The organism is Arthrobacter sp. JCM 19049, assembly GCF_001310435.1.
The window spans coordinates 1-2,657 of record NZ_BAXF01000302.1 but is presented as its reverse complement, the minus strand read 5'-3'; the positions used below and the strand labels follow the sequence as shown (position 1 = coordinate 2,657).

At 67.9% G+C, this 2,657-nt stretch carries 2 pseudogenes; both read left to right on the top strand.

Annotation, left to right across the window (positions count from 1 at the left end):
• Positions 1 to 176: 176 nt before the first annotated feature.
• A pseudogene (locus tag JCM19049_RS11295) lies at positions 177 to 784 on the top strand (NAD(P)-dependent oxidoreductase).
• A 116-nt stretch (positions 785 to 900) separates the two neighbouring features.
• Positions 901 to 2,562, top strand: a pseudogene (locus JCM19049_RS11290) (ABC transporter substrate-binding protein).
• Positions 2,563 to 2,657 lie beyond the last annotated feature (95 nt).

Below are 2,657 nucleotides of genomic sequence, written 5' to 3'. Positions count from 1 at the left end.
GCCGCGGCCACCTCGCGTTGGGAGCCACGGCCCTGGTTCTGCTGCTCGGCCCGCTGCTGTGCTGACCCTCGGGGACGCGGTGTCCTTTGATGACCGGCACGTTGTTCGCCTGGCGGCACACTGGATAATCTGATCTGGAATGGGCCGCGGCCCACGCCAATCCGAAAGGACCGAGAATGAAGATTGCAGTGTACGGAGCCACCGGGGCCGTGGGCAGCCAGGTGGTCGCCGAAGCCCTCTCCCGCGGACACGAGGTCACCGCGGTAACCCGTTCGGGAACCTCGGTTCAGGCGCCACCGCGGTGAGTGCCGAGCTCTCCGATGCGGGCACCTATCGCGAACTGGGCAAGAGCCATGACGCAGTGGTCATCGCGGTGCCCCCATCACGCACCGGAGGGGACCACCAGGAGTACCTGGATGCCTTCGAGGAAATCACCGAAACCCTGGTCCCGGCCCGCCTGCTGGTGGTCGGCGGCGCCGGGGCAACCGAGGTTGACGGGGTGCGTCTGCTGCAGACCCCGGACTTCCCCGACGCCTACAAGACCGAGGCCGAGACCAGCGCGCAGGTCTATGACATGTTCACCTCCGTTTCCGGGATCACCTGGACGGTGGCCGCCCCGGCCCCGGAAATCGCCTCCGGCCGCCGCACCGGCAGCTACAGCCTGGGCACCGATTCTCCGGCCGGGGACTTCGTCTCCACCCAGGACTTCGCGGTGGCGATCCTCGATGAGCTGGAAAACCCAGCCCATGAGAACCGCCGGATGACCGTGGCCAGCCAGAAGTAGGCGCGCGGGCATGCCGGGTGTGATCTGGAATACCCGACATGCCCGGCCCGGGCCCGGGTGGCTATTGTGGAACCCAGGACTATCCATCATTTTTCGCCCCACGAGGTATTTTCCCCTTGAAGCAACGCACCGCCCGTTCCCGGCGCCTGGCCCTTGGCGCGCTGTCCATCCCGTTGAGCCTGGCCGTGCTGGCCGGATGTTCCAGCCCCACCAGCCCCTCCCCGCAGGGCGAATCGGCGGACCCGGTCACCGGCGGCACACTGATCTACGCCTCCGGGGACGCCGAACCAACCTGCCTGGACCCGCACGTGGGCGGCAACTACCCGCAGGCGCTGGTGGCCTCGCAGTACCTGGAGACGCTGTTCACCAAGGACGCGAACGGCCAGATCGTGCCGTGGCTGGCCGAGTCCACGAAGGTGTCCGAGGACGGCTGGTGCGCACCATCACCGTGCGTGACGGCATCACCTTCCACGACGGCACGAAGCTGGGCGCCGAGGCGGTCAAGGCCAACATCGAGCACCTGCAGGACCCGGACACCGCCTCCTCCACCGGGTACCTGGCGGTGGGCAAGGTCGGCCAGATCAAGCTGGTGGACGAGCGCACCGCCGAACTGCACCTGTCCACCCCGGACAACGCGCTGCTGGAGTCGCTGTCCATGCCGTGGACCGCCATCCAGTCCCCGAAGGCGCTGGAGCGCGAGCAGTCCGCGAACTGCGCCTCCCCGGTGGGCACCGGCCCGTTCAAGGTCGATTCCTGGGACCGCCAGGACGCGGTGCACCTGGTGCGCAACGAGGACTATGTCTCCCCGGCTCCCCAGCAGGGGCGCGAACAGCAGGGCGCCTACCTGGACGGGATCACCTGGCGCTTCATCCCGGAGGCCGCCACCCGCTACGCGGCCCTGTCCTCCGGTGAGGTCGACGTGATCGACAACGCCCAGCCGGACACCATCTCCTCGGCCGAGGGCGCCGGGCTGGGGCACCTGGACGCCCCGCGCCCGGGCGCCTCAAACCGCATTGAGCTGAACAGCGCCAAGGCCCCGTTTGACGACATCAAGGTGCGCGAGGCGTTCATCCGCGCGCTGGATGTGAACGCGGGCATCGACGCCCTGTTCTTCGGCACCGCCCCGCGCAGCTACTCGCTGCTCTCCTCCGTGGAGCCGCTGGGCATCTCCCAGGAAGCGCTCTTCGCCCCGGACGTGGCCAAGGCCGAGCAGCTGCTGGACGAGGCCGGCTGGAACCAACGTGACGCCGAGGGCTACCGGGTGAAGGACGGCAAGCGGCTGAGCGTCAGCTTCCCGGTGTCCACCAACCAGTCGGTGCCGGCCGAACAGTCACTGTTCGAACAGATCCAGCCTCGGCGAAGAAGGTCGGAATCGAAGTGAAGATCAACCTGCTGGACCTTTCCAGCTGGTACGGGGCACTGGCCAAGCACGAGTACAACCTGGTCTCCGCGCCGTACACGAAGGTCGGGCCAGCGTGCTGCGCATCCTCTACCATTCGGACTCCACCGTGCCGGCCCCCTCGGGCTACTTCGCGAACAACGCCCAGCTCAAGGACCCGCAGATCGACCAGCTGCTGACCGAGGCGGAGCAGACCGAGGATGAGGCCGAACGCGCCGAGAAGTACCGCAAGGCCCAGGAGCTGATCCTGGGCGGCTACTACGTGCTGCCGCTGTACGACCAGCAGAACCACTTCCTCTACGGCAAGGACGTCAAGGGCATGGGCGCGACCACCGCGGTCTCCACCCCGGTGTACTACGACGTGTTCCTGGACCGCTAGGGTCCACCGGGCAACCGATGATGGGTACGCTGCGGTGGCTGGGCCGACGGCTGGGCGGGGCGCTGGTGGTGCTGTGGCTGGTGGCCACCGCCATC